This window comes from Rathayibacter sp. AY1G1, from assembly GCF_002932095.1.
Taxonomy (GTDB): Bacteria; Actinomycetota; Actinomycetes; order Actinomycetales; family Microbacteriaceae; genus Rathayibacter.
The window spans coordinates 201,847-224,769 of record NZ_PSUZ01000002.1; the positions used below are offsets into that span (position 1 = coordinate 201,847).

The following is a 22,923-nucleotide window of genomic DNA, read 5'->3' on the forward strand; positions in this document are numbered from 1 at the left end:
CTACGCGCCGATCTTGTGCTCGCCGCGCCTGGCGCGCAGATAGGCGAGCCGCTCCTCGAGCAGCTCCTCCAGCTCCGCGCGGGTCCGGCGCTCGAGCAGCATGTCCCAGTGGGTGCGCGGAGCCTTCTGCTCGCCCTTGTCCACGACGACCGGCTTCGAGTCCACCATCAGAGTGGCCTCGTGACCGCAGGAGCGGCACTCCCAGGTCTCCGGTGCTTCCGCGTCGGCCGAGAACACCATGTCGGTGTCGTGGCCGCAGTTCGCGCAGTGGTACTCGTACGTCGATCGCGGGGAGAAGACGACGCCTTCTTCGCTCTGCAGGCTCTGGGATCCGAGCCGCATTCCTCGCAAGCTTCGATCTGCCATTGTGTGGTCTCCTCTCGCTGTGCTTCCCCAGTGTCAACGTCGTACCTGGAGGTGGTCTTCCCGTCCCTGCCATTGCCAGAGAATCCTCAGGTCGGAGGCGTATTCCGCGGTTCCTGAGGGCGTGGCTGACGGGCGCTGAGGAAGGCGTCGACGGCCGCTCGGGCGAGGTCGGTGCGGTCGGTCACGAGTCCGTCGATCCCGAGCGCGAGGAGCTGCTCCATCCGCTCCGGATCGTCGATGGTCCAGAGGTGGATCTCGCAGCCGGTCACCCGCAGCCGGGCGAGGATCCGCGGCTCGGCGACGCGGAGGCCGAGCGCGCGCTCGGGCACCTGGAGCGCGTCGATGCCGCGGAGAGCGAGACGCACGGGGAGGGCGGCGCCGAGGTGGGCGGCGACCAGGGCGACGACGAAGCGGACCGCCGACGCCGAGGTCGCGGCGCCGGGAAGACGGCGGAGGGCCGCTGCTCGACGGATCTCGGAGAACGAGGTGATCAGGACGCGCTCCGCGGCGGCGGCGCCGGACACCGCCGCGACGACCGGGTCGATCGCGTCCCGCGACTTCACGTCGATGTTGAAGCGCGCGCGGGGGAGTGCGGCGAGGGCCTGCTCGAGAGAGGCGAGCCGGGCGCCGCCCGCCAGGCGGAGGTCGGCGAGCTCCTCCCACCGGGTGGCGGCGACGACGTGGCGGCGGCCGGAGCGGTCGATCACCTCGGCGTCGTGGACGAGCACGGCGACCCCGTCGAGGGACGCGCGCGCGTCCGTCTCGAGGAGGTCCGCACCCGCGGCGAGGGCGCGCTCGAAGGCGGCGAGCGTGTTGCCCTCGGCCGGCGGGCCGAATCCACGATGCGCGATCACCCGGGGCATCGGCCCGCTCAGGACGAGGGGTGGCTCGGAGGCGCGCATCGCGGACCGGGTCCGCGGCTCAGACGGCCGGCGGCGGGGGAGTGGGCGCGGAGTCCGGGGTTCCGTCGGTCGTCGCGGCCGCCAAGGGGGCGGACGTGTCGGATCCGGGCACGACAGGCGTGGAGCCGACGGACCCGGATGCGGCAGGCGCGGAAGCCGCAGGCGCCGACGGGGGTGCCGCGTCCTGTGGGCGGACCGCCGGGGCGGACTGGCCGCGCTGGCCGAGCGCTCCTCCGATGCCCTTCAGCGCCTCGGTGAGCTCGCTCGGGATGACCCAGAGCTTGTTCGCGCTGCCCTCGGCGATCTTGGGGAGTGTCTGGAGGTACTGGTAGGCGAGGAGCTCGCTGTCGGGGCGGCCCTCGTGGATGGCGTGGAAGACGGTGGTGATCGCCTTGGCCTCACCCTCGGCCCGCAGGACCGCCGCCTTCGCCTGGCCCTCCGCAGCGAGGATCGCGGCCTGGCGCTGACCCTCGGCGTTCAGGATCTGGGACTGCTTGGTGCCCTCGGCGGTGAGGATCACGGCTCGACGGTCGCGCTCGGCGCGCATCTGCTTCTCCATCGAGTCCTGGATGGAGAGGGGCGGGTCGATGGCCTTGAGCTCCACGCGTCCGACGCGGATGCCCCACTTGCCGGTGGCCTCGTCGAGGACGATGCGCAGCTGCCCGTTGATGTTGTCGCGGGAGGTCAGCGCCTCCTCGAGGTTCAGGCCGCCGACGACGTTGCGGAGCGTGGTGGTGGTCAGCAGCTCGACCGCGCCGAGGTAATTGGCGATCTCGTAGGTCGCCGCGCGGGCGTCCGTCACCTGGAAGTAGACGACCGTGTCGATCGAGACGACGAGGTTGTCCTCCGTGATCACGGGCTGGGGCGGGAACGAGACGACCTGCTCGCGCAGATCGATCAGCGGGCGGACCCGGTCGATGAACGGCACGACGAGATTGAGGCCCGGCAGCAGGGTCTTGTGGTACTTGCCGAGGCGCTCCACGACCCCGGCGGTGGCCTGGGGGATGATGCGGACCGCTCGGAAGAGGACGACCAGGGCGAAGATGACGACGGCGGCGACGACGACGACGATGGTCACGACGGAGGACGGTGTCACGGTGTGCTCCTTTCGGCGGGGACGACGACCGCGGTCGCGCCCTCGATGGCGGTGACGACGACTCTCTCGCCGACTCCGAGTGTGCGGTCCTCGACGAGCGGGGACAGGCGGACGGTCCAGGTCTCGCCGTTGGCGAGCTTGACCTGGCCGGCTCCGGGGCCGGCGAGGACGACGCTGCCGGAGAGCCCGAGGAGAGCGTCCGCTCCGCTGGGGGTGGGATCGCCGCCCCGTTTCAGCAGCCGCAGCAGCGGCGGCCGGACGGTGAACAGCAGGAGGGCGGCGAGGACGGCCGCGACGGGGACCTGGACCCAGAAGGGAGCCCCGACCAGCCCGGTCAGCAGTCCGCCTATGCTGCCGACGGCGAGCATCAGGAACGTGAACTCGAGAGTGATCATCTCGACGATCACGAAGATGAGGATCAGCGCGAGCCAGAGGATCCACGCGTACTGGGTGACAGCGTCCATGCTGTGTGCTCCTTCCCCTCGACGAGCATTCCCAGGCTATCAACGCCCCCCGGACGAGGGCTGGGAGAGGGGGTGCGCCGACGGTCTCGAGGCCCTTGGTAGACTCCTCCGTCGGGCCGTGGCCCGTCATCGTGCCCGATCCGGTCTCCGAGCCGGCGTTCTGGAGGAATACCCGTGTCCAATCCCCTCGCCCCCGGCTCCTTCGACGGCAAGCGCGCTCTCGTCACCGGGTCGTCCCGCGGCATCGGCGCCGACACGGTCCGCTACCTGGCCGAGGCCGGAGCCCGCGTCGTCGTCAACTACCGCTCGAAGGCGCCGCGCGCCGACAAGCTCGTCGCGCAGATCGTCGGAGCCGGCGGCACCGCCATCGCCGTCGGCGCCGATCTCACCGACGCCGACCCGCGCGCCGAGCTCTTCTCCCGCATCGAGAAGGAGTACGGAGGACTGGACGTGCTCGTCCTGAACGCCTCCGGCGGCATGGAGAGCAACATGGGGGAGGACTACGCGATGGTCCTCAACCGCGACTCGCAGGTCGCCGTGCTCGACGCGGCGCTGCCGCTGCTCTCCGAGGGCTCCCGTGTCGTGTTCGTCACGAGCCACCAGGCGCACTTCATCCGGACCACGCCCACGATGCCCGAGTACGAGCCCGTCGCGCTCTCCAAGCGCGCCGGCGAGGACGCCCTGCGCGAGCGGATCGGTGAGCTCGCCGAGCGCGGGATCGAGTTCGTCGTCGTCTCGGGCGACATGATCGAGGGCACCATCACCGCGACCCTGCTGGAGCGCGCGAACCCGGGCGCGATCAGCTCGCGTCGCGAGTCGGCCGGCAAGCTCTACAACGTGCAGGAGTTCGCGGCCCAGGTCGCTCTGGCGGCCGTCGAGCCGATCCCCGCGGACAACACCCGCCTCGTCGGCGACATCTCCGACTTCGCCTGATCGCCTTCGCGGAATGACCCCGGCGCGCGGGTCTGCGATCCTCGACGGATGACTCCGATGGACGGCAGCGGACCGGCATCGGGGGAGTCCGTCCGCGCCGACGGGTTCCGCACATCGGCAGCCTCCGGGCGGCGTGGCGACTTCGACAGGGACGGCGAGACGAGCATCCTCCTCGACGCCGTCGCGGTGATGGCGAACTGGAGGAGGCGCTCGCCCTTCCGGTGCCGCGCCTTCCGGCGGACGCCCGAGAGGACCGAGACCTACCGACTGGAGGTGCGGCCCGTCGAGGCGTCGTTCTCCTGCGTCGACGAGCGCACCGGGACGGTCGACGCGTACGACGCCCCGACCGGCCGGTACGTCTCCGGGGGCGAGGAGCGTCCGCTGGACCGATGGCAGCTGCTGCCGGAGCCGCTGGCGGCCCGCCTGGCCTTCCCGCTGAACCTGCCGGTCTGGGGACGGCCGAGCGACGGGTACCGGATGACCGGCGCGTCGATCGACGGCGCGCTCACCGTGATCCGTCTTCGACACCAGGCCGACGACGGCGTCCGCGGCACGATGACCGTCGATCCGCAGCTGCGGCTGGTCACGCGCTTCGACACTCCGACCGAGACGTGCTGGTACGAGGACGTCGAGCCGTGGGTGGAGCATTCGCCGATCCGCTGATGACGTGCCGGACCGTCGGGCGGCCTCGGTCCCGGTCCGTCCGGTCCGTCCACCGTTATCCGATAATGTACATTATGTCAGTTCGACCGAAGTCCCGTTCTGCAGGGATGGCGATCGGCTCCCCTCAACGCTCCTGCGACAGGACGTCATCGATCGCCGCCGCGCTCCGATGGCAGACCGGGCGCTTCGACGGTGAGGCCTCGGATCACCGCGGCGACGACCAGGCGCTGCGTGAGTTCGGCGCTGGTGTCCACGGGCCACTGGCTCACCGACCCGACGTGCGCCGCGACGACCGCCTTCGCCAGGACGGCGGACTCGACGGCGGGGACGCGGCCGTGCGCGGCGGCGAGGGCGGCGAAGCGCTCGCCCAGCTCGCGCGAGACGCGGTCGTCGTCGATCATCATCCGCTCGGCGAACTCCGGGTCCGCGGCAGCGCGTGCCAGGAGCACCGACCGCAGGGAGAACCACTCGCGGCTGGACGGGAGCGCGTCGAGGAGGGAGCGTACGGCGCCGTCGAGGGTCGCCGCGCGGTGCTCCTCCTGCAGCTGGACGTCGAGGGCCTCCTGCAGGCTCCCCCACACTCTCGCGGTCTGCTCCTCGTGGAGTGCGAGGAAGAGCTGGTCGACACCGGCGAAGTTCGAGTAGAACGCGCCGCGGGTGAAGCCCGCCTGCGCGCAGATGTCCTCGACGCGCTGGCCGATGGTGCCCGTGCTCTCGAAGAGCTCGGCGGCCGCGGCGAGGAGACGTCGTCGCGTCTCGCTCCTCCGCCGGACCGGAGCCTGCTCGCCTGTGACCACGCCCCCAGCCTATTCGGATCCTTGCGCTGGATGGGCCTTTTCAGTACGTTTCGTTTCCAATGCATACCGTATCGAGAACTGGAACGCCCGAACCTCGACGGCGACGGTCCCGGTGGCTGTCGACCGCGACCGTCGTGCTCATCGGGGCGGTCCTCGCCTGGCTGAACCGGGTGGAGTGGTGGGGGTGGCTCGTCGTCGCGGCGGCCGCGGTCCTGATCGCGGCCGTCTCGAGGAGCTGGCGGCACCGGCACTGGATGCTGCGCACGGCGGCCTGGGTCGCGTCCGCAGGGCTCGTCGGAGCCGTCGCCCTCGCCGCGGGTCCTCTCCCGGCGACGCGGACGCTCGCCGGTCCGCACACCGCCCCGGTCACGACCCGGCAGGGCGACGTCGTCGGTGTGCACGACGCCGCGGCCGGGGTCGACGCCTTCGCGGGGATCCCCTACGCCGCTCCCCCGGTCGGCCCGCTGCGCTGGGAGGCGCCCCGCCCGGCCCCGCAGCGGTCGGCGACCCTCGTGGCCGACGACTTCGGCCCCTCCGCCGTTCAGCCGGAGCCGACGTTCCTCTCCCGAGCGGCGACCCGCGTGCTCGACCTGCCGCTGGAGGAGACGCTCCTCGGCGGGTACGCGACGGACGAGGACAGCCTCCGCCTGAACATCTGGACGCCGGCCGGCGGGGCGGGCGACTCCAGCCCGGTCCTCGTCTACCTCCACGGCGGCGCGTTCGTCTCGGGGTCCGGCGCCCTCCCCGCCTACGACGGCGCGGCGCTCGCCTCCCGGGGCGCGGTGGTCGTCACCGTCGCCTACCGTCTGGGCGTCCTCGGTTTCCTCGCCGGTGATGTGCTCGGCGGCGGCACCCCGGGAAATCAGGGACTGCTCGACCAGGTCGCCGCTCTGCAGTGGGTGCAGGACAACATCGCCGCTTTCGGCGGGGACCCGGGGCGGGTGACGGCCGCCGGCCAGTCCGCCGGCTCCGGCAGCGCCTGCATCCTCGGGGCCTCGCCCCTCGCGGCCGGCCTCCTCCACGGGATCATCGGGGAGAGCGGAGGATGCCTGGGGTCGGCGGGAGACCGCGAGGCCGGCGACCTCTACGACGACGCCGCCACCGCACGGGAGGCGGCTGCGCGCCTGAGCGAGGCGCTCGGCGGGGCGAGCCTGGCCGAGATGAGGGCCCTGCCGGCCGAGCGCATCGTCTCGGCCGCCGCGGACCTCTCGCAGCACTGGTGGCCCTCGATCGACGGCGTCGTCCTCCCCGACACGCCGCTCGCCGTCTACAAGGCCGGTCGGCAGAACGACGTCCCCCTCCTGCTCGGCAGCAACTCCGACGAGACCTCGCTCGATCTGCTGGGAGGCGTCGACTCGGATCCGGACGCCTACGAGCAGGAGGTGCGCCGGGAGCACGGAGACGACGCGGACCGATTCCTCGCGCTGTACCCGGGTGCCGTCGAGGATCAGGTCGTCGACTCCCGGCTGCGCGCCGGCAGTGACCGGACGATGACCGCCCCGATGCGGCTCTGGGCGCTGACGGCCGCCCGGACCGGGCGGGCGGGCGTCCACGCCTACATCTTCACGCGCACTCCCCCGGAGAGCGGACTCGAGCGGTTCGGCGCGTACCACGGCGCCGAGGTGATGTACGCGTACGGGAACCTCGGGGCGGACGGCGACGCCGACTACACGGACGTCGACCGCCGGCTCGAGCAGGAGATGACCGCGCGCTGGCTCGCATTCATCTCCCACGGCGATCCGGACGCCGCCGGCCGCGAGCGGTGGCCGGCCGTCCAGGAGGATCCGGACAGCGTGCTCGAGTTCGGCGACGTCGTCCGGGTCGCCGGGCGCCCGTCCCCCGACGCGGTCGACTTCTGGCTCGCGGGGACGGGCTGACGCGGGGCGCTCCTCCCGGCGGAACCCTCCGGTCAGCGGGGAGCCTCCGCTCAGAGCTGCCCGACGAGGTGCGCCTGCCGGCCGTCGCGCGCGAAGACCGGAATGACGGCCAGCGGCGCGTCGGCGACGATCCACTGCCCGCCCTCGTGCTCGGCGCCCGTCGAGAGCTCCGTCCAGCGCGCCCCGGCGGGCAGGTAGACCCGTCGGGAGACGTCTCCGGCGTGCGTGACCGGAGCCACCAGCAGGTCCGATCCGAAGAGGTACTGGTCGGCCAGATCCCAGGCCTCCGGGTCCCCCGGGAACTCGTGGAACACCGCGCGCAGCACCGGCTGGCCCAGCTCGTGCGCCTCCCGCATCGCCTCGCGCGTGTACGGGCGCAGGGTCTCACGCAGATGCAGCAGTCGGGTGAGGATCGGCGTGGCCTCCTCGCCGAAGCTCCACACCTCGTTCGCGGCTCCGGTCTCGGCGCGGCGGCTCCCGTCGGCGGCCGTGACCGGGGCCGACGGCGCGCGGTCGCCGTGCAAGCGCATCACGGGGCTGAACGCGCCGAACTGGAACCAGCGCACGAGGAGCTCACGGAACTCCGGATCCGACGGGTCTCCCCCGGCGAATCCTCCGATGTCGGTCGTGAACCACGGGATCCCCGCGACGCCCATGTGGATGCCGGCCGTGATCTGGTGGCGCAGGTCCGCGAAGGTCGAGTGGATGTCGCCCGACCACACGAGCGCGCCGTAGCGCTGGCTGCCCGCCCACGCGGTGCGGACGAGGTTGACGATCGCGGTCTCCCCGCCCTCGCTCTGCCCCTCGAAGAAGCCGCGGGAGAACGCCTGCGGGTAGAGGTTGCCGACCTGGACGGCGGGGCCGGCGGCGTAGCGGTAGTTGTCGAAGTCGTAGACGCCGTACTCGGGCTCGGCCTCGTCGAGCCAGAAGAGCCGGATCCCGTGCTCGCCGTAGTTGCGCCGGCACGCCTCCCAGACGAACCTCCGGGCGGCGGGGCTCGTCGCGTCGTAGAACGCGCTCGGACCCTCGAACTGCATGTGCAGGTCCAGGCCCCGCTCGGCCTTGACGAGGAGGTTCCCCTTCTTCATCGCGATGTAGTTCTCGGACTCGACCGACACCTGCGGCCAGACCGAGACCATCAGCTCGATCCCGAGCTCGCGCAGCTCGGCGACCATGGCGGACGGATCCGGCCAGAACTCCTCCTCGAAGCGGAAGTCGCCCATGTGCGGCCAGTGGAAGAAGTCGGCCACGATCACGTCCATCGGCAGGCCGCGGCGCCGGTGCTCGCGGGCGACCTCGAGCAGCTGCTCCTGGTTCCAGTAGCGCAGCTTGCACTGCCAGAAGCCGAGGCCGTGCTCGGGCATCATCGGGACGTGCCCGGTCGCGTCGGCGTAGGCCCGGGTGATGTCGGCCGGGGTCTCCCCCGCGGTCACCCAGTAGTCGAGCTGCTGGGAGGACTCGGCGGACCACTCCGTGCGGTTGGCCGCGAAGGTCGCGCGGCCGATCGCGGGGTTGTGCCAGAGGAACCCGTAGCCGCGGCTCGACAGCACGAACGGGACGCTCGACTGGGAGTTGCGGTGCGCGAGCTCGAGCGTGCAGCCCTTCAGATCGAGGATGTCCTGCTGGTACTGCCCCATCCCGTACAGCTTCTCGTCGGGGGACGTCTCGAACAGCGCGGTCAGCCGGAAGTCGCCGCCCAGGTGCGGACGCTGCTCGCGGGCGCGCAGCTTGAGCGCTCCCCCGCTCCCGAGCTCCCGAAAGAGCAGCTCCCCCCGACGGTCGTAGAAGGAGAGGGAGCAGGAGAGCTCGTGGTAGCCGGTCTGGTACCCGTAGCCCTCCTGCTGCTCGAGGACGACGGTGATGCCGCCGGCGCGCAGCGTCGCCCGCGGTCCCTCGATCGAGACCTCCGGCGCGTGGCGCTCGGGGGCGATCAGCGCCCAGTCGGTGTCGAGGACCTCCCCGGACCGGCGGGCGCGGACCCGGACGCTGTCCCTCCCCCACGGCTCGACGACGACGGTCTCGCCGTCGCCGCGCCAGACGAGGCGGTCCCCCTCGAGCGCGAACGCGTCGGTGTCCATGTGCTCCTGCTTCCTCGAGTCGGGCACGGCGCTCAGTCCTTGACCGCGCCGGCGGTGACCCCGGCGGCGACGTAGCGCTGGGCCACGATCAGCAGCACGGCGGCCGGGATGGAGGCGATCACGGCGGTCGCCATGATCCCGTTCCAGTTGGTGGTGGTCGATCCGATGTAGCGGTAGAGGCCGAGGGTGAACGGCACGATGCTGTTGCCCGAGGTGAGCGAGTTCGCGTTGAGGAAGTCGGCCCAGGCGAACAGGAACGAGAACAGGCCCGCGGTCACGATCGAGTTCCGGCTCAGCGGGATGACGATCGAGACGAAGGAGCGCCAGTTGCTCGCACCGTCGATCCGCGCGGCCTCGATCAGCTCGTCGGGGATGCCGAGCATGAAGGCCCGGAGGATGATCACCGCGAACGGCACGGAGGCGGTCGCGTCGGCGAGGATCAGGCCCGGATAGGTGTTGAGCAGCCCCAGCGCGTTGTAGATCGCGAACAGCGCGGTGACCAGGACGATCCCGGGGATCATCTGGGCGAGGAGGAACACGAACATCACTACGCCGGTCCCCCGCACCCGGAACTTCGCCATCGCGAAAGCGGCGGGCAGGGCGATCGCCAGCGTCAGGATCACGCAGCCGATCGAGATCACGAGGCTCGTGATGAGGTTCGGCAGCTGCGTCGAGAACGCCTGCACGTACCCGTCGAGGGTCGGGTCGCCGGGGAACAGGCTCGGCGGGGTCTGGATCAGGTTCTGCGGCTTGGTCAGCGAGACGTTGACCATCCAGTAGAGCGGGAAGAGGAGGAAGCCGCAGAGCACGATCGCGATGACCACGTCGATCCCGCGGCGCAGCCCTGTGGTGTGCCGGTTCATCCGAGGTCCTCCTTGCGCTGGGCGCGGATGTAGATCACGCCGAAGACGAGGGCGACGATCACGAGGATCTGGCCGGCCGCCGCACCGACTCCGAACTGCAGGTCGGTGAAGGACTGCTCGTAGGCCCAGGTCGCGAGGGTGTGCGAGCTGTTGGCCGGGCCTCCCTTGGTGAGGATCCAGATGACGTCGAACACCTTGATCGTGTAGACGAGGCCGAGGAGGAGCGTGACGGAGGTCACCGGTCGCAGCAGCGGCCAGGTGATGCTCCAGAAGGACCGCCAGCGCGAGGCGCCGTCCAGTGCCGCGGCCTCGTAGAGGCTCTCGGGGATGCCCTGCAGGCCTCCGTGCAGCAGCACCATGTTGAACGGGATGCCCAGCCAGATGTTGGCGATGATGACCGCCCACAGCGAGACGGACGGATCGGTCAGCCAGCCGACCGGCGTGCCGATCGCGGCGTTCAGGATGCCGAACTGCTGGTCGAAGATCCAGCGCCAGGCCGTCGCCGAGACGATCAGCGGCAGGAGCCACGGCAGCAGGATGAGGGAGCGGAACGTCGCCGAGAGCGGGAACCGGCGGCTGAAGAACAGCGCCAGGGCCATGCCGATCGTGAACTGGCCCACCAGCGAGACCACGGTGAAGACCACGGTGTGCCAGGCGATGCTCGCGAAGATCGGATCGGTGACGACCGTGACGTAGTTGTCGAAGCCGACGAAGGGGGCGATCCCGGTCACGAAGGACGACGGTCCGAAGTCCTGGAGGCTGAGGACGACGCCGCGGATGATCGGGTAGACGAAGAAGACGGCGAGGAAGATCACCACGGGCGCCATGAAGGCGGCTGCGGCGAGGCGGAGGTGGGAGCGGGGTCGGCGGCGGGCGGGCGGCCTGGTGGCCGCCCCGCCCGCGACCGGCGCCGTGAGCACGGCGGGGTCGGTCATGCGGCCGCTACTTCAGGCTCGCCGCGGCGTCGTCGAGGGCCGCCTGCGGCGTCTTCGAGCCGGTCAGCGACTCCTGGATCGCGGTCCAGAGCGCCTTCGAGGTGTCCGGGTAGGCGACGCCGAGGTCGCTGGTGCGTCCCTGCGCGACCGAGATGGCCTCGACCCACGGCTGGAGCGCGGGGTCCTCGGTCGCCTGCTCGGCGGCCGCGTCGGCGTACGGCATGATGTACGACTGGCCGGCCGCCCAGGCCTTCAGGCTGTCGGGCTGGATGACGCACTGCGCGAACTCCGTGGCGAGGGTCTGCTTCGCGGCGTCGGAGGCGACCACCTCGACGAACTCGCCGCCGAGCGGGCTCGGTGCCGCTCCCCCGTCCTTCGCCGGGATCGGCACGACGCCGTAGTCGATGCCCGCCTCGTCGAGGGCGGAGAGCTGCCAGGTGCCGTTGACCATCATCCCGAGCTTGCCCGCGAGGAACTGGTCGCGGACGTCCTGCTGGTTGGCGTTGACGTTCGCCTGCGAGGCCGAGCCGCTCTTCACCAGGTCGGTCCAGAGCGCGAGCGCCGAGACGGCGTCGTCGGAGGAGATGTCCTCGAGGGTCGCACCGGAGCCCCAGAAGAAGGGCAGGAACTGGAAGGTGCCCTCCTCGGTGCCGATCGCGGAGAAGCCGAGCCCGGTGACGTCGCCCGCGGTGAGGGCCTTCGCGGCGGTGGTCAGCTCGTCCCAGGTCGTCGGCGGAGTGACGCCGGCGGCCTCGAAGAGCGCCTTGTTGTAGAAGAGCGCGAGGGTGTTCGAGCCGATCGACGAGCCGTAGGTCTTCCCGTCCAGCTGGCCGGCGGCGAGCACGTTCGGGAGGACGTCGCTGGTGTCGAGCCCGGAGGCGGCGTTGTCGACGAGCAGGCCGGTGTCGGCGAACTTCGCGACGTTGGGGTTGTCGAGGACGACCAGGTTCGGCGTGGTCTTCGACGCGGCCGACTGCAGGAGCTTGGTGGTGAGGTCGGGGTCGGAGGTGCGCTCGAGGGTGATCCCGGTCGAGGCCTCGCAGCCGGCCAGAAGCTGGCCGTAGGGGGAGGACGCGTCGTACTGGGTGAAGCTGTCCCAGAGAGTGAGCGACTTCGACGAGTCGTCGCCCGCTCCCTGTGCGCTGCACGCGCTGAGGGCGACTCCGGCGATGAGGACGAGGGAGGCGGCGCCTGCGGCCCGTCGGATGCTGTTCTTCACGGTATTCCTCTCTGAATACGGTCGGGACGAGCGGAGCGCTCGCGCCGGGAAGACCCTCCGGGGGCGCCCGCTGAGGCGGTCCGTCCGGTAGTCGTGGCGAGCCTAACCGAGTCGGAGAACCGGTTCAATAGATTTCGGAGAACCGGTTCACCGATCGCCCGGGGAACGCCCCCGGCGACCCGGTCGACGTCAGCCGCGCGCCCGCCGCCACGAGGGGACGACGCCCCGGCTGGTGCCCGGCGAGAAGGGCGCGGTGGTGCCGAGGTCCACGACCACTGCGGGCAGCAGCTCCGTCACTCCCGGAGTCGCGGTGCCGGCGAGCTCGTCGAGCACCAGGTCGACCGCCCGCGAGACCATCTCGTCGCCGGGCAGGTCCACCACGGTGACCGGCTGGTCGGCGTGCCGCATCACCGCCTCCGGGGCGATGGTCATGATCGAGCAGTCCTCCGGGACGCGCAGGCCCAGGCCACTGAGGCGCTGCAGGAACGGCTCGAGCACGCCCGGCCCGTGAGTGACCACGGCGCTGAGGCCGGGGAGCTGCTCCTGCGCCTGCTCGAACCAGTCGTCGACGTCGTCGGTGCTGGGGATGACGGCGCCCCGCACGCCGCGCAGGCGGCACTGGTCGAGGAAGCCCTCGCGGAACCGCAGGGCGAAGGCGTAGCCGCTCTCGTAGGCGTCGGGGCCCATCCCGAGGACCGCGATCTCGACGTGCCCGAGGTCGGCGAGGTGGTCGACGGCGACCCGCGCCGCGCCGTCGAAGTCGAGGTCGATCGCGCTGAACGGGCTGCCCTCGCCCGGGTAGCCGACCAGCGCGGTCGGCAGGCCGATGCTCGCGAGGACCGGCAGCCGGGGGTCGTCCCGGCGGATGTCCATCACGACGAGCGCATCGGCGAGGACGTCGCGCGCGAGCTCCCCCTCGCCCGTGCCCATCATCAGCAGGTCGAAGCCGCGGGCGCGGGCCGCGTACATCGCCGCCCGCACGAAGCGCATGAAGACGTCGACATCGGTCTGCCGCGACTCCGGATCGACGGAGGCGAAGAAGCCGAGGATGTTCGTGCGCCGCAGCGCCAGGGCCCGCGCCATCGGGTCGGGCCGGTAGCCGAGCCGCTCCACGCTCGCGAGCACGCGCAGGCGGGTCGCCTCCGGGAGCTTCTTGTTGCCGGAGAGCACGTAGGACACCGTGCTGCGGGCCACCCCCGCATCGGCCGCGACGTCGCGAATGGTCACCATGGGCTCAGCGTAGTGAGGGCGCGGCGACGGGAGGGCCCGCCGGCGACCCCCTCGACCGGTGGGCAGCAGCGTGCATACCAGGGCGGTCCGGCCGTCCCGCCGTGGGTGGAGAGCCGTCCGCCGCGAGCCGCGCGACGGCGCCGACGGACGCAGGCCGCGGACGAGCAGTCGGTCACGGTTGCGCGCGGGTCCGACGGGCACGTACGGTCGACCCGTACCTCGTCGCGAGCCGCGACGTCGGTGCCGGCCGCTATACCGGCCGATCCAGCGGCTCGCGGTCACGGGGGCTCCCCGCACGGAAGACGGACTCTTGCGCTCCAGCACCGGTACTGCGTCCACGACGCAGCAGCTGCTCTCGCACTGACGTCCCCCGTGCCCGCCCCTCAGGGGCGAGCCGTTGCTCCCTCGGAGTCCGGTGGTCGTCGTGCGCCGACACCGACCCCTGGAGCACCGTGCCCTCCACTTCCCGCACCACCCCGCCCGCCGTCGTCCTCCACGACTGCACGTTCGCCTGGCCCGACGGCTCCGTCGTCCTCGACCGCGTCACCGCTGCGTTCGGACGCGGGCGCACCGGTCTCGTCGGCGCGAACGGCGCCGGCAAGTCGACCCTCGTCCGCCTCGTCACCGGCGGCCTCTCCCCCACCGCCGGGAGCGTCTCGACGACGGGACCCGTCGACCTGCTGCCCCAGCGCCTCCGGCGAGGGCCCGGCGACACCGTCGCCGATCTCCTCGGGATCCGGCATCGCCTGGACGCTCTGCACGCGATCCTCCGCGGCGACGCGGATCCGCGGCACTTCGAGATGCTCGCGGACGACTGGGACCTCGAGGCCCGAGCGCTCGCCGCACTCGGCGACGCCGGTCTCGACCTGGAGGAGGCGGACCTGCTGCGGCCGGTCGCGACCCTCTCCGGAGGGCAGGCCGTCCTCACGGCCGTGACCGGCGTCCGGCTGCGCGGTCGGCCGATCGCCGTGCTCGACGAGCCGACGAACGACCTCGACCGGCGCTCCCGAGGGCTTCTGCTCGACCTGGTCGACCGGTGGCGCGGGACGCTCGTGCTCGTCAGCCACGACCGGGAGCTGCTCGAGCACGTCGACGAGATCGCGGAGCTGCGCGACGGGGCGGTCCGCACCTCCGGCGGGACGTTCTCGGCGTTCGAGGAGCGGCTCGCCCTCGAGCAGGCGGCCGCGGAGCGCGATCTGCGCGACGCCGACCGGCTTCTCCGCGCCGAGCGGCGGCAGCGCATCGAGGCCGAGACGACCATCGCCCGCCGCGCGCGGGCGGGGGCGCGATCGGCGGAGTCGATGCCCGCGATCCTCGCGAACGCGCGGAGAGGACGAGCCGAGGCGACCGCGGGACGGCTGCGCTCCGGGCACGGGGCCGCGGAGGCGCGGGCGCGCGAGCAGGTCGACGCAGCGTCGCGAGCAGTCCGGGACGACGACCGGGTCCGCCTCGACCTGCCGGACCCCGGGGTCGCGGCCGGGCGCCGTCTGGCGGAGGTGACGGTGCGCGGCCGGACGACGGTGCTCCAGGGGCCGGAGCGGATCGCCGTGGTCGGCGCGAACGGGACGGGGAAGACCACCCTGCTCGAGCACCTCGTCGGGGCGCCGGGTGCGCGGGAGCATCCGCTCGCCGGCACCACGGCCCGAGCGCTGACGGAGCGGGTCGGCTGGCTCCCCCAGCGCCGCGAGGGACTCCTCGACGAGGAGGCCACCGTGCGGGAGCACGTCTCCCGGGCCGCGCCGGATCGTCCGGCGGTCGAGCTGCGGAACGCCCTCGCGCGGCTCCTGGTGCGCGGCGACGTGGTCGATCGGAGGATCGCGTCGCTCTCGGGCGGCGAGCGGTTCCGCGTCGCGCTCGCCGGGCTCGTGCTGGCGCAGCCCGCTCCGCAGCTGCTCGTGCTCGACGAGCCGACGAACGATCTCGATCTAGCCACGACCGACCACCTCGTCGACGTTCTCGCCGTCTGGCGGGGCGGCCTGGTCGTCGTCAGCCACGACGAGGCGTTCCTCGACCGGCTCGGACTCCACTCCCGAGTGGTGCTCGACGCGGAGTGACGGCTGGTCCCCCGGCCCCCGGCGGTTCTGGCCTCGACCGGGCCCCTGCCGCCGGGGAGACTGGCCGGGCCCCTCCCGCCCCCAGCGAACGGACCGACGTGCTCACCGGACTCAGCGCCTTCCCCCTCACTCCGCTCCGCGACGACAGCATCGACGAGCGGTCGTTCGCCGCTCTCGTCGAGCGGCTCGCGCGGGCGGGAGTCGACTCGATCGGCGCACTGGGCTCGACCGGCTCGGCTCCGTACCTGGACCGCGGCGAGCGCCGGCGCGCCGCCGAGATCGCCGTCCGCAGCGCCGGCCCGGTGCCGGTCGTGGTCGGGATCGGGGCGCTGCGCACCTCGCAGGTGCTGGCGCTCGCCGAGGACGCGCAGAGCGCCGGGGCGAGCGCGGTGCTCCTGGCGCCGCTCGGCTACCAGCCGTTGACGGACGAGGACGTGCTCGGGCTCTACGAGGACGTGACGGCTCAGCTCTCGGTGCCGCTCGTCGTGTACGACAACCCCGGGACGACGCGCTTCTCCTTCTCCGACGACCTCTACGGGGCCGTCGCCCGGCTGCCGCAGGTCGCCTCCCTCAAGATCCCCGGCGTGCCGGAGGGACCGGGCGCCGCGGCGGCGCGCGTCCGCGAGATCCGGGCGCGGGTGCCGGAGGGGGTCACTGTCGGGGTCTCGGGGGACGCCGCGGGTGCGCGCGGGCTGCTCGGCGGCTGCGACGCCTGGTACTCGGTGATCGGCGGCCTCTTCCCGCGGACGGCGCTGTCGATCGCCCGGGCGGCGCAGTCGGGCGACGAGGCGGCGGCGATCGCGGGATCGGCGCGCCTGCAGCCCGTCTGGGACCTCTTCGCGGAGCACGGCGGCAGCTACCGCGTGGTCGCGGCGATGGCGGAGCAGCTCGGTCTCGCCGAGGCGCGCTGCCTCCCGCGTCCGGTCCGCGGGCTGGATGCACGGGCGCGGGCCCGGGTCGCGGAGGTCCTGGCGGAGCTGGGGCCTGTGCTGGAGTGATCCGCGGGCGGGTCGGCGGGAGGACGGCTCGGACGGCGTGGTCGTTCCGGACAGCCGGAGGGGCGGGCCGGGGATGTCCCCGACCCGCCCCTCCGGCGGAGCACGCGACCTCAGCAGGCCTTGGACGCGCGGTAGGTGTTGCGTCCCGCCGCCACGAACAGCGCGTCGAGGACTCGGGCCTTGCCCGGCGCCACGGAGTAGCAGCTGCCGTCGAAGTCGGCGATGATGTCGGCCTTGCGCTCGACCGTGCTCGACCCGCAGTTGCGGAAGACGAGAGCGCGCTGGCGCAGGACGCCCTCGGGTCCGAGGGTGGCGCCGGTGGCCACCTCCTGGGCTCCGCACGCGTAGTTCCCGGCGTTCACGTACTGTCCGTTCGCGACCTCGGCCGCGGAGGCGGGCGTCGCGACAGCGACGACGCCGACGGAGGCGATGGCGCCCGTGAGGGCGAGGGTGGCAAGAGTTCGTCGAAGAGTCATGGTCGTTTCTCCTTCTGCTTCTCGGTCCCTTCACGCTGGCACCGGTCCGCCGACGAGCGCGAGGAACCTGGGAGCCTTCACACCGGGGGGCCAGACCGGTGCGGGGAAGTGCTCCCGAACGGGGCGAAAGGGTCGGAACCGGCGGGGCGGACGATCAGGAACGGGCCTCTCCTTCGCCTCCTGAGCGCCTCGATCCGCCGCCGATGCGGTCGCCGAGCCGTGGATCGTTCCGCCCCTGCGGCGTCGTCCCTCCGCCGTCCCGCGACTGGCGCGCATCGACGGGTCGTCCGGCCGGTCCTCCGGCTAGCGTTGCAGGCACACCCCCCGCCGACCCGGACCGCTCCGCCGACCTCGTCGGTTCGCGGTCCCTGCACGAGGAGCCCCCGTGTCCCCCGACGATTCAGCAGTACCCCCCTCTCGAACTCCCGGCCTCCGGCGGCGCGCCGTCATCGGCGGCGCCCTCACGGGTGCTCTCGCTCTGGGCGCGGCGACGCTCCCGGCCGCCTCCGCCTCCGCCTCCCCCGTGCCCGGCCTGCCCGGGGAGAGGACCCGCACGATCAACGTGAGGACGAAGAACCGCGGCGTGCTCTACGACGTCCTCACGGTCTCGATCGCGGGCGACCTCGCGCGGATCTTCGTGCCGCAGACGGTGAAGCCGCGGCAGGCCGCGGCGGTACCGGTGATCTGGTTCATCCACTCCGCGCAGGCCGACCACACCTCGCTGTCCAGCGTCTTCGCGTACCCGGCCGAGCTCGCCGTCGAGCGGGGCGCCATCGCGATCTGCCAGACGCTCGGCGGAACGATCTGGACCAACGACACCGCGCAGAAGCACCAGCGGAACGGCTACGCCTACCTCTCCGGCCAGTTCCCGATCGCCGCCAGCTACCTCTGGGCGATGTCGGCCGGCGGCGCGCTCGCCTGCGAGGACTACGGCGCGCGGGTCTTCCCCGGCATCAACGGCGTCTACCTGGTCAACGGCGTCTACGACCTCCGCGACACCCACGACCGCACGACGCGGGGCCGCTTCTCGATCGGCGGTGCCTTCGGCGGCAGCACCGCTCAGATCGACTCCCACAACCCGAAGCGGCTGCCCGCCTCCGCCTGGGCCGGCGCGAACATCCGCGCGGTGGTGTCCGACACGGCCCACCCGGACCCGAGCGTGCCGCCGGCACTGCACGGGCTCGCCCTCGTGAAGAAGGCGACGGCCACGGCCAGGGAGGCGACCGTCCGGACGCACGCGCTCGGCCACAACGCACCGTCGTGGGTGAACCAGGACGGCATCGACGCGATCTTCCGCTGGCACGCCGGGCTGGCCGCCGCGCCGGCGCCGTCGGCGACGCCGACCCCGACGAAGACCCCCGTCGTCCGCCCGTCCACCGCGGGCCGCTGGGACTTCGACCAGGCGGACGCCCCGTACGCGGGAGAGCCGGGGTCCCCGTTCCGACCCCGCTGAGCGGTCCGGACGCGACGGCGTCCCTCGGGATGCGCTGACCGTCACGGGCCCGCGGCGGGAGCGCTCGGCCGCAGTGAGACCGGGCCTACGTCCCCTCCGCGGAGCTCCGCGGCGCCCTCTTCCGGACAGGGCCGCTAGAGGACATTGTCAGCGGCGGGACGGCCGTGCCACGGTTCGAGGACGGCCGATGAGGGCCGTCCCGATCGAAGGCAGCACATGCGCTCCAGCACCGTCCCTCGTCCGCCCGCCGTCCAGGACGGCACGTCGCAGCCGCGGGATCCAGGAGCGGCGCGGCGGCTCCGGCGGGGTCTGCTCGGGTTGACCGCGGCCGTCGCGCTCCTCGTCGGCACCGCCGTTCCTCTCGCGGCGGTCGCCGCTCCGTCCGCCCCTGTCCTCGGGGTGGCGGCCTGGGGAAGCGGCACCGACGGGAAGACCACGGTCCCGGCCGGGGTCGAGGGCGTCCTCTCCCTCGCCGCGGGCCGGACCCACAGCCTCGCCGCGAAAGGCGACGGCGGGGTCGTCGCCTGGGGCCGCGGGTCGTACGGGCAGACCAGCGTCCCCGACGGTCTCACGGGGGTCGTCGCGGTCTCCGCCGGCGACTACAGCAGCCATGCGCTGAAGAGCGACGGGACCGTCGTCTCCTGGGGCTACGACGGCGACGGGCAGGTGTCGAGGAGTGCCGCGCTGACCGGGATCGTCGCGATCTCGTCCTCCCGCGACAACAGCCTCGCGCTCGGCAACGACGGCACCGTCACGTCGTGGGGCAGCAACGGGCTGGGCGAGGGCCTGGTCCCGGCCGGCCTCGGAGGCGTCACGGCCATCGCCGCGGGCCAGCGCCACAGCCTCGCCGTGTCCGGCGGGAGGGTGGTCGCCTGGGGCTGGGACCTCTACGGGCAGACCGACGTCCCCGCGGGGCTCGAGGGCGTGGTGGCCGTCGCGGCGGGAGAGACCCACAGCCTCGCGCTGAAGGAGGACGGCACCGTCGTCGCCTGGGGCGCGAGCTCCGACTCGGTCGTCGTCGACTACGGCCAGACCACGGTGCCGGAAGGCCTGTCCGGGGTCGTGGCGATCGCCGCCGCGTCCGACTACAGCCTCGCGCTGAAGGGCGACGGCACGATCGTCGGCTGGGGCCGGAGCTCGGCCGGGCAGCTGCAGTCACCCGCCGGCCTCGCCGGCACGACGGCTCTCGCAGCCGGACCCGATCACGTGCTCGCCCGGGGCCCGCGTCCGGTCCTGACGGCGGATGCTCCTCCCGCGTCCGGGCCGCTCGGAGCGGCCGCCTCGTACACCTTCGCGGCCGACCGCCCCGCCTCGTTCGCGATCGCCTCCGGCTCACTCCCCGACGGCCTGACCCTCAGCGCGTCCGGGCTCCTCTCCGGCACGCCGACGACCGCGGGCACGTCCACCTTCGCCGTCTCCGCGCGGAACCCCTTCGGCGCTACCGTCGGGGCCCCGCACACGTTCGCCGTGGCGGAGACGACGGTCGCGCCGACCCTGGCCGGCGACCCGCCCGCCGCGACGGTGGGCACCCCGTACGACTTCGACTACAGCGTGACGGGCACACCGGCGCCGACGGTCTCGCTCGTCTCCGGAACGCTCCCCGCCGGCCTGAGCCTCGATGATCGTGGCGGCCTGACCGGGACGCCGACCGCCGACGGACGCTCCACCTTCACCCTGCGGGCCTCGAACGCTGCGGGGAGCGCGGAGACCACCAGCACCGTCGTCGTCTCCCCCGCCGCCGTTGCACCGGCGATCTCCGGCACCCCCGGGCCGGGCGTCGTCGGCACCCCCTACGACTTCGGCTACACCGTCTCCGGCTTCCCCGCGCCGTCGGTGGCCGTCTCCTCCGGTGCGCTCCCGTCCGGCCTCACCCTGACTCCGGCCGGGCGCCTGACCGGGACTCCGTCCGCGCCGGGCACCTTCACGTTCACGCTGGCGGCCCGCGCCGGCACCGCCTCCGCGGAGACCACCAGCACCGTCACCGTCTCGTCACCGACGGTCGCGCCGACCCTCTCCGGGACGGTCGCGGCCGGCGTCGTCGGCTCGGCCTACGACTTCCGCTACGCGGTGAGCGGCACGCCCGCTCCGTCGGTCTCCCTGGTCTCCGGCGCACTGCCCGCCGGACTCACCCTCGACGCGACCGGGCGCCTCTCCGGGACGCCGACCACGGCCGGGACCACCACCTTCAGCATCCAGGCCGCGAACTCGGCGGGCACGGCTCGGGCGACGAGCACGCTGACGGTCTCGCCGAAGCAGGTCGCGACGAAGGCCGATCTGCGCGTCGACCTCTCCGGGCCGGCCTCGGCGGTGAAGGGGAGGACGCTCACTTACACCCTCATCACGACGAACGCCGGTCCGGCTGCGTCTGGGTCGGTCTTCTCGCAGGTCGTCCTGCCCGCGGGTGTGCAGTTCGTCTCGGCGACCGGCTCGTACACCAGGGTCGGGAACGTCGTGGTGTTCCAGCGGGCCGGCCTGGCGGACGGGCGGACCGTGTCGGAGAAGATCACGGTGAGGGCGGCCGTCTCGGGCACGGCGACCGCGCTGGCGGCGGCGTTCTCGACGAAGACGCCCGACCCGTCCATCCGCAGCAACGCGGACACGGCGAGCACGACGATCCGCTGACCGCGGGAGCGTGACGGCGGGCGGTCCCTCGAGGGCCGCCCGCCGTTCTCGGTGCGGGAGCGTCGAGGTCCGCCGCGTCCGCGCCTCGTCTTCGACCGCTAGCCGGCCCGAGGACGGTAGAAGCGCACGACCGGGAGGGCAGCCGTCGGCGCCTCGCGCACGACGATCTCGAGGCGCTGGATCAGGGCCGGGACGGTCGGCGTGGTCTCGAGCCGGCACTCGAGCTCTCCGTCGCGGCCCGGCAGGAGGAAGGCCGCCTGCGCCGCGGAGGCGCTCCAGAGCAGCCGCTCCACCAGCGGCCTCGCGGTCGGGTCCTCGGCGAGCCCGCCGATCTCCGCGATCGCCGTGGCGAGGCGGCGGGCGCGCACGTCGGCCGGCACATCGCTCAGCAGGTTGGGGCTGAACAGGGCGCCGCTGCCCGCCTCCCCCGCCCGGGTGAGGTCTCCCGCGACGATCGCGGCCTCGACGGCGGCGGCCGCGGCGAGCGTCGACGGGAGGAGGGTGATGGTCCGCGCCGGAGGAGCGGTGTCCTCGAGGGCGGCGCGGAGCAGTCCCGTCGCGGCGGCGGCGAGCTTCGCCCCGTTCGCGGTCGCGAAGACCACGGCCCCCAGGCCCGACTCCAGATGCCAGCGCATGTTCGACGACCAGCCCGGCAGGCCGCCGGAGTGGTGGGCGATCCCGCCGAAGCGGACGTCGTGCTCGACGACGAGGCCGAACCCGTACGCGGAGCCGTCGAGCGTGCTCTCGACGGCGCGAGGGCTCAGCGCGGGGACCGGCGTCCAGCCGCGCTGCATCTCGCGGCGGGAGGCGCGGCTCAGCACCGGGTCGTCGTCCGCGCCGTCCTCGCCCTCGAACGCGGAGGAGAGCCAGCCGCTCCAGCGGGCGATGTCGCCGACCGTGCTGAACATGCTCGCGGCGCAGGCGCCCGCTCCGGTGCCGGTGACGGGGCGGGGCACCCAGGTCGCTCCGTCGTCGAAGGTGCTGAAGCCGGCCGCGAGGTCGGTGCCGTCGGGGTAGTCGCCGCTGTCGTAGCGGGTGTCGTGGAGGCCGAGCGGCTCGAGGATCGTCCGCGTCGCGAAGGACGGGAAGTCCTCCCCGGTCACGTTCTCGACGAGCACGCCGAGCAGCCAGAAGCCGATGTTGGAGTACTGGTAGACCTCACCCGGCCGCTCCGTGAAGGTCAGCCCGCGGCTGACGACCTCGAGGAACTCCTCCCGCGTCAGAGCCATGACGTCGTCGGCCCAGCCGTTGTCCTCCGGGAGCCCCGAGCAGTTGCTGAGGAGCATCCTGACTGTCACGGGCAGCGGCCGGCCCGCGGAGTCGAGCGGGTCGGTGAACTCCGGCACGTGGTCGGCGACGCGGTCGTCGAGGCGGAGCAGCCCGCGGTCGCGCAGGATCAGCACCGCCGCCGCCTCGAAGCTCTTCGACATGGAGGCGATGCGGTGCACGGTCCCGGGCCCGGGAGCGGCGCCGTCGAGGCGGTGCTCGCCGCGGCCGTGGTGGACGAGCAGCCCGGTGCGGTCGAACAGGGCCCAGCTCACCGAGGGGGCCGGCGGCGCCTCCCCGTCGAACCACCGGGCCAGCCGGTCCTGGAGCGGCGGGGAGAGGAGCGTCGGCGGAGGGAGCGTCATGCCCTCATCCTCCCGCACGCGGCACAGGCCGCCGCGGTCCTGCGGGTCACCGCGGGAGGACGCCGTCGGGGCTCAGCCAGTCCGGGCGGCTCCCCTCGACCGCCTCCAGGACGTCCTCCTGCGGGCCGGTCGCCGATCTCCGCGGCGACGGCCGCTCCGGCGGGCTGACGGGTCCCGGCGAGAGCCCGAGCGACCGCCGGCACCTGCGAGCCGGACGAGGAACTTCTCAGGTCCTCTTGCGTGTCGCAGGCGCGGAACCTAGTTTT

The 22,923-nt window shown here is 73.0% G+C and carries 19 protein-coding genes; 7 read left to right on the top strand and 12 right to left on the bottom strand.

Annotation, left to right across the window (positions count from 1 at the left end):
* The 4 genes from C5C36_RS02180 to C5C36_RS02195 all read right to left on the bottom strand — a co-directional run bounded on the left by C5C36_RS02180 (window position 1) and on the right by C5C36_RS02195 (window position 2,828).
* Window positions 1-366, bottom strand: a complete 366-nt coding sequence (locus C5C36_RS02180) for an RNA polymerase-binding protein RbpA (protein ID WP_068207052.1) — start codon at window positions 364-366, stop codon at window positions 1-3.
* Window positions 367-452: 86 nt separating this feature from the next.
* Window positions 453-1,229: a glycerophosphodiester phosphodiesterase family protein gene (locus C5C36_RS02185; RefSeq protein ID WP_258063223.1), complete on the bottom strand. Its 777-nt coding sequence runs from the start codon at window positions 1,227-1,229 to the stop codon at window positions 453-455.
* A gap of 58 nt (window positions 1,230-1,287) precedes the next feature.
* Entirely contained in the window at window positions 1,288-2,364 is a 1,077-nt protein-coding gene (locus C5C36_RS02190; protein WP_104309144.1) for an SPFH domain-containing protein, read from the bottom strand.
* The gene (locus C5C36_RS02195) at window positions 2,361-2,828 is read right to left on the bottom strand and encodes an NfeD family protein (RefSeq protein WP_104222034.1); all 468 of its coding nucleotides are present in this window, start codon (window positions 2,826-2,828) and stop codon (window positions 2,361-2,363) included. The genes C5C36_RS02190 and C5C36_RS02195 overlap by 4 nt, the downstream gene beginning before the upstream one ends.
* Window positions 2,829-3,002: 174 nt before the next feature.
* Between C5C36_RS02195 and C5C36_RS02200 the strand changes: the two genes are divergently transcribed.
* Both C5C36_RS02200 and C5C36_RS02205 read left to right on the top strand, forming a co-directional pair.
* Entirely contained in the window at window positions 3,003-3,761 is a 759-nt protein-coding gene (locus tag C5C36_RS02200; RefSeq protein WP_104309145.1) for an SDR family oxidoreductase, read from the top strand.
* 48 nt (window positions 3,762-3,809) lie between these two features.
* Window positions 3,810-4,424 (top strand): hypothetical protein, encoded by a 615-nt coding sequence (locus C5C36_RS02205; protein ID WP_146085293.1) that lies wholly within the window; start codon window positions 3,810-3,812, stop codon window positions 4,422-4,424.
* A gap of 146 nt (window positions 4,425-4,570) precedes the next feature.
* Here the strand turns inward: C5C36_RS02205 and C5C36_RS02210 are convergent, their stop codons facing one another.
* Complete coding sequence (locus tag C5C36_RS02210; RefSeq protein ID WP_104309147.1) at window positions 4,571-5,221, bottom strand: TetR/AcrR family transcriptional regulator; 651 nt, start codon at window positions 5,219-5,221, stop codon at window positions 4,571-4,573.
* A gap of 134 nt (window positions 5,222-5,355) precedes the next feature.
* Here C5C36_RS02210 and C5C36_RS02215 point away from each other — a divergent pair, with 134 nt between their 5' ends.
* Complete coding sequence (locus tag C5C36_RS02215) at window positions 5,356-7,098, top strand: carboxylesterase/lipase family protein (RefSeq protein WP_104309148.1); 1,743 nt, start codon at window positions 5,356-5,358, stop codon at window positions 7,096-7,098.
* A gap of 50 nt (window positions 7,099-7,148) precedes the next feature.
* On the opposite strand, the gene C5C36_RS02220 is transcribed toward C5C36_RS02215, so the two are convergent.
* The 5 genes from C5C36_RS02220 to C5C36_RS02240 all read right to left on the bottom strand — a co-directional run bounded on the left by C5C36_RS02220 (window position 7,149) and on the right by C5C36_RS02240 (window position 13,423).
* Window positions 7,149-9,176, bottom strand: coding sequence for a TIM-barrel domain-containing protein (locus C5C36_RS02220; protein ID WP_104309149.1), 2,028 nt, complete (start codon window positions 9,174-9,176; stop codon window positions 7,149-7,151).
* Between the two features lie 32 nt (window positions 9,177-9,208).
* On the bottom strand, window positions 9,209-10,039 hold the full coding sequence (locus tag C5C36_RS02225; RefSeq protein WP_104222044.1) for a carbohydrate ABC transporter permease: 831 nt from the start codon (window positions 10,037-10,039) through the stop codon (window positions 9,209-9,211).
* Entirely contained in the window at window positions 10,036-10,974 is a 939-nt protein-coding gene (locus C5C36_RS02230) for a carbohydrate ABC transporter permease (protein WP_104225253.1), read from the bottom strand. The genes C5C36_RS02225 and C5C36_RS02230 overlap by 4 nt, the downstream gene beginning before the upstream one ends.
* A 7-nt stretch (window positions 10,975-10,981) precedes the next feature.
* Entirely contained in the window at window positions 10,982-12,193 is a 1,212-nt protein-coding gene (locus tag C5C36_RS02235; RefSeq protein ID WP_104222048.1) for an extracellular solute-binding protein, read from the bottom strand.
* 189 nt (window positions 12,194-12,382) lie between these two features.
* Window positions 12,383-13,423, bottom strand: a complete 1,041-nt coding sequence (locus C5C36_RS02240; RefSeq protein WP_104222050.1) for a LacI family DNA-binding transcriptional regulator — start codon at window positions 13,421-13,423, stop codon at window positions 12,383-12,385.
* A 452-nt stretch (window positions 13,424-13,875) separates the two neighbouring features.
* Between C5C36_RS02240 and C5C36_RS02245 the strand changes: the two genes are divergently transcribed.
* Both C5C36_RS02245 and C5C36_RS02250 read left to right on the top strand, forming a co-directional pair.
* The gene (locus C5C36_RS02245; protein WP_104309150.1) at window positions 13,876-15,477 is read left to right on the top strand and encodes an ABC-F family ATP-binding cassette domain-containing protein; all 1,602 of its coding nucleotides are present in this window, start codon (window positions 13,876-13,878) and stop codon (window positions 15,475-15,477) included.
* 98 nt (window positions 15,478-15,575) lie between these two features.
* Entirely contained in the window at window positions 15,576-16,475 is a 900-nt protein-coding gene (locus C5C36_RS02250) for a dihydrodipicolinate synthase family protein (RefSeq protein WP_104232591.1), read from the top strand.
* Window positions 16,476-16,585: 110 nt separating this feature from the next.
* Here C5C36_RS02250 and C5C36_RS02255 read toward each other — a convergent pair whose 3' ends face one another.
* A complete protein-coding gene (locus tag C5C36_RS02255) occupies window positions 16,586-16,951 on the bottom strand; it encodes a hypothetical protein (protein ID WP_104232590.1) in 366 nt (121 codons plus the stop codon).
* Between the two features lie 385 nt (window positions 16,952-17,336).
* On the opposite strand from C5C36_RS02255, the gene C5C36_RS02260 reads away from it, so the two are divergent.
* Together C5C36_RS02260 and C5C36_RS02265 are read left to right on the top strand one after the other, a co-directional pair.
* Window positions 17,337-18,404, top strand: a complete 1,068-nt coding sequence (locus C5C36_RS02260; RefSeq protein ID WP_104246834.1) for a hypothetical protein — start codon at window positions 17,337-17,339, stop codon at window positions 18,402-18,404.
* Window positions 18,405-18,620: 216 nt separating this feature from the next.
* Complete coding sequence (locus tag C5C36_RS02265; protein WP_104268664.1) at window positions 18,621-21,026, top strand: putative Ig domain-containing protein; 2,406 nt, start codon at window positions 18,621-18,623, stop codon at window positions 21,024-21,026.
* Window positions 21,027-21,124: 98 nt separating this feature from the next.
* Here C5C36_RS02265 and C5C36_RS02270 read toward each other — a convergent pair whose 3' ends face one another.
* On the bottom strand, window positions 21,125-22,657 hold the full coding sequence (locus tag C5C36_RS02270) for a serine hydrolase (protein WP_104309151.1): 1,533 nt from the start codon (window positions 22,655-22,657) through the stop codon (window positions 21,125-21,127).
* Between the last annotated feature and the right edge of the window lie 266 nt (window positions 22,658-22,923).

What these genes read in the sequence shown, in the direction of transcription:
- C5C36_RS02240 (WP_104222050.1), bottom strand. Translation starts at nt 13,423, where the DNA reads ATGGTGACCATTCGCGACGTCGCGGCCGATGCGGGGGTGGCCCGCAGC.
- C5C36_RS02225 (WP_104222044.1), bottom strand. Translation starts at nt 10,039, where the DNA reads ATGAACCGGCACACCACAGGGCTGCGCCGCGGGATCGACGTGGTCATC.
- C5C36_RS02205 (WP_146085293.1), top strand. Translation starts at nt 3,810, where the DNA reads ATGACTCCGATGGACGGCAGCGGACCGGCATCGGGGGAGTCCGTCCGC.
- C5C36_RS02180 (WP_068207052.1), bottom strand. Translation starts at nt 366, where the DNA reads ATGGCAGATCGAAGCTTGCGAGGAATGCGGCTCGGATCCCAGAGCCTG.
- C5C36_RS02265 (WP_104268664.1), top strand. Translation starts at nt 18,621, where the DNA reads ATGCGCTCCAGCACCGTCCCTCGTCCGCCCGCCGTCCAGGACGGCACG.
- C5C36_RS02185 (WP_258063223.1), bottom strand. Translation starts at nt 1,229, where the DNA reads ATGCCCCGGGTGATCGCGCATCGTGGATTCGGCCCGCCGGCCGAGGGC.
- C5C36_RS02230 (WP_104225253.1), bottom strand. Translation starts at nt 10,974, where the DNA reads ATGACCGACCCCGCCGTGCTCACGGCGCCGGTCGCGGGCGGGGCGGCC.
- C5C36_RS02270 (WP_104309151.1), bottom strand. Translation starts at nt 22,657, where the DNA reads ATGACGCTCCCTCCGCCGACGCTCCTCTCCCCGCCGCTCCAGGACCGG.
- C5C36_RS02195 (WP_104222034.1), bottom strand. Translation starts at nt 2,828, where the DNA reads ATGGACGCTGTCACCCAGTACGCGTGGATCCTCTGGCTCGCGCTGATC.
- C5C36_RS02220 (WP_104309149.1), bottom strand. Translation starts at nt 9,176, where the DNA reads ATGGACACCGACGCGTTCGCGCTCGAGGGGGACCGCCTCGTCTGGCGC.
- C5C36_RS02255 (WP_104232590.1), bottom strand. Translation starts at nt 16,951, where the DNA reads ATGACTCTTCGACGAACTCTTGCCACCCTCGCCCTCACGGGCGCCATC.